At 49.3% G+C, this 2,819-nt stretch carries 3 protein-coding genes and 1 rRNA gene; all 4 read right to left on the bottom strand.

Annotation, left to right across the window (positions count from 1 at the left end; all coding sequences use genetic code 11):
- Positions 1–140 (bottom strand): transposase (locus FLS37_RS16615; RefSeq protein ID WP_198314525.1); only part of this gene is annotated, 140 nt, incomplete at its 3' end.
- A gap of 116 nt (positions 141–256) precedes the next feature.
- The gene (ettA, locus tag FLS37_RS16620) at positions 257–1,924 is read right to left on the bottom strand and encodes an energy-dependent translational throttle protein EttA (protein WP_157671074.1); all 1,668 of its coding nucleotides are present in this window, start codon (positions 1,922–1,924) and stop codon (positions 257–259) included.
- Positions 1,925–2,055: 131 nt separating this feature from the next.
- Complete coding sequence (locus FLS37_RS16625) at positions 2,056–2,400, bottom strand: hypothetical protein (RefSeq protein WP_157671075.1); 345 nt, start codon at positions 2,398–2,400, stop codon at positions 2,056–2,058.
- Between the two features lie 258 nt (positions 2,401–2,658).
- A 5S ribosomal RNA gene (gene rrf / locus FLS37_RS16630) occupies positions 2,659–2,772 on the bottom strand.
- Between the last annotated feature and the right edge of the window lie 47 nt (positions 2,773–2,819).

The following is a 2,819-nucleotide window of genomic DNA, read 5'->3' on the forward strand; positions in this document are numbered from 1 at the left end:
TGCTGTGCCAGCTCATGGAAAATAACCCCAAGATTACGGCGCAATGCGCCGAATAATCGCTTCTTTCTCGCCTTGGGGATAAACACCACGTGATATTTACAATCCCAACGCGTATGGCTCAGACTTTGATACTCTTTCATTTGAAACTCCTTCTCTTGGTCGAGATCGGAGCTTCACAATGACCGTTGTATAGGTCAAACCTTGGTGAGTCCCCCGGCAAAGCCGGGGGTTTACCTCAGATTAATTAGAGAGAAAGTTAACGAGAAATTGGCTTGTAGCGAATCCGTTTCGGTTTAGCGCCTTCTTCACCCAGACGTTTGCGTTTATCCGCTTCGTATTCTTGGTAGTTACCGTCAAAGAAAGTCCATTGCGAATCGCCCTCGGCCGCCAGAATGTGTGTCGCGATCCGGTCAAGGAACCAGCGATCATGCGAAATCACAAACGCTGTACCAGCAAATTCAAGCAAAGCATCTTCCAGCGCACGCAAAGTTTCAACGTCCAGATCATTCGATGGTTCATCGAGCAGCAGGACATTACCGCCTTTGAGCAACGTTTTGGCCAGATGCAAACGGCCGCGCTCACCACCGGACAGATTGCCAACGATTTTGGCCTGATCGGCGCCTTTGAAGTTAAAACGCCCCAGATAAGCGCGGCTGCTCATTTCGAACTTGCCAACGTTAATCACATCATGGCCACCTGACACATCTTCAAACACGGTTTTGCTGTTTTCCAGACCTTCACGACTTTGCTCAACAAAGGCCATTTGTGTCGTTTGGCCAATTTCAACTTCACCGCTATCAGGCAATTCTTTACCAGCAATCATTTTAAACAGTGTTGATTTACCGGCACCATTAGGTCCGATAATGCCGACAATCGCACCGGCAGGCACGTTAAAGCTCAGATTATCCATCAGCAGGCGATCGCCAAAAGCTTTCGAAACACCTTTAAATTCGATCACTTTATCGCCCAGACGTTCAGCGACAGGAATGAAGATTTCCTGTGTTTCATTGCGCTTTTGATGCTCAAAACTGCTCAACTCTTCAAAGCGGGCGATACGCGCTTTCGATTTGGCCTGACGACCTTTGGCATTCTGACGAACCCATTCCAGCTCTTTGTGCAGGGCTTTCTGGCGCGCCGACTCTTGCGACTCTTCTAGTTTCAGACGGGCTTCTTTTTGTTCCAGCCACGATGAGTAATTGCCTTTCCATGGAATGCCCTGGCCGCGGTCAAGCTCAAGAATCCATTCAGCAGCGTTATCAAGGAAGTAACGATCATGCGTTACGGCCACAACGGTGCCAGGGAAACGTACCAAGAATTGCTCCAGCCATTCAACCGATTCAGCATCCAAGTGATTGGTTGGCTCATCAAGCAACAGCATGTCGGGCTTTGACAGTAGCAATTTGCACAAAGCCACACGGCGTTTTTCACCACCGGATAAATTACCAACAATCGCATCCCACTCCGGCAAGCGCAAAGCATCGGCGGCGATTTCCAATTGCAGCTCGACGTTTTCGCCCGAACCGGCAGAAATAATGGCTTCCAGACGTGCTTGCTCTTCAGCCAGCGCATCAAAATCAGCGCCTTCTTCGGCATAGGCGGCATAGACGGCTTCGAGCTTGGCTTGTGCTTCAAATACTTCGCCTAAACCGCTTTCGACTTCCTGGCGGACGGTATTGGTGGCGGTCAGCTCAGGCTCTTGCGCCAAGTAGCCGATTTTAATACCGGGCAAGTGCTGTACTTCACCGTCGTATTCTTTATCAGCACCCGCCATAATTTTCAGTACGGTGGATTTACCCGAGCCATTCAAACCCAGCAGGCCAATCTTTGCGCCAGGGAAGAAAGACAGCGAGATATCCTTAATGATTTGGCGCTTGGGTGGAACAATTTTGCTCACACGGAGCATAGACATTACATACTGAGCCATGGATTTTACCCTTTGCAAACGAATGCGCAGAGTGTAGCAAAAACTTGGGTCTTGCGCCCTATCATCCTCTATACCCGTAGGCTGTATTGACTTGTGAGCCAAAAATATTCAGCACCACAGAAATATACCCATCAAGCACCAATCGAAGTGCGCCAGCCTGTATTTTTGCTAAATTCGATTTTTGTGCAACCTGCAGAAAAGCCATATTGTTCAGCCTGCTCAGCACTAGCCAGACGATGCTTCATCCGCTTGATCTCTCTGACCTCGCCCTGACCATCCGCAACGACGTAGAGGCCAATGAAATTCTGCGCAATCACACGCAAGTGGCGTGGCATTTTGACAATCATGCGCTGCGACAGCATCACTGCTGCACCGCACAAACCAGGCTGAGCCAGATATTCCAGCAAGGCCATTGGTACTTCAAGCTGGCGCAACTGGACAAAAGCAGAATGAGATACGCGGAAACGATAAGTCATGGAATTTACCCCTGATCAATATAGAACGTACGTTCACAATACAAGGTAAACTCACAAAACTCAAGAACAAAAAGAACGAATGTTCTACAAACATCACACCACAATCAGCATGTTAGCTTCAGACGCATTGGCCTCAGAGGGTATTTGCCTGTAGCCCAGACCTGAATTAGCCTGCAGCCACATACCCAGCCGACGCTTTGCCGATCTCGCAGACAGCAAAAAGCCCAGCTCTTTCGAACTGGGCTTTTCTTTTGGGGAGTCTGGCAATGACCTACTTTCACACGGGCAATCCGCACTATCATCGGCGCTGAGGCGTTTCACTGTCCTGTTCGGGATGGGAAGGAGTGGGACCACCTCGCTATGGTCACCAGACAAAACTGGCTGAGTTAACTGCTTACCCCATTGGGTTTGCAATCACT

The organism is Chitinibacter sp. GC72 (genome assembly GCF_009760905.1).
Classification (GTDB): Bacteria; Pseudomonadota; Gammaproteobacteria; order Burkholderiales; family Chitinibacteraceae; genus Chitinibacter.

Coding starts and splice junctions, on each gene's coding strand:
- ettA (WP_157671074.1), bottom strand. CDS start 1,924: ATGGCTCAGTATGTAATGTCTATGCTCCGTGTGAGCAAAATTGTTCCA.
- FLS37_RS16625 (WP_157671075.1), bottom strand. CDS start 2,400: ATGACTTATCGTTTCCGCGTATCTCATTCTGCTTTTGTCCAGTTGCGC.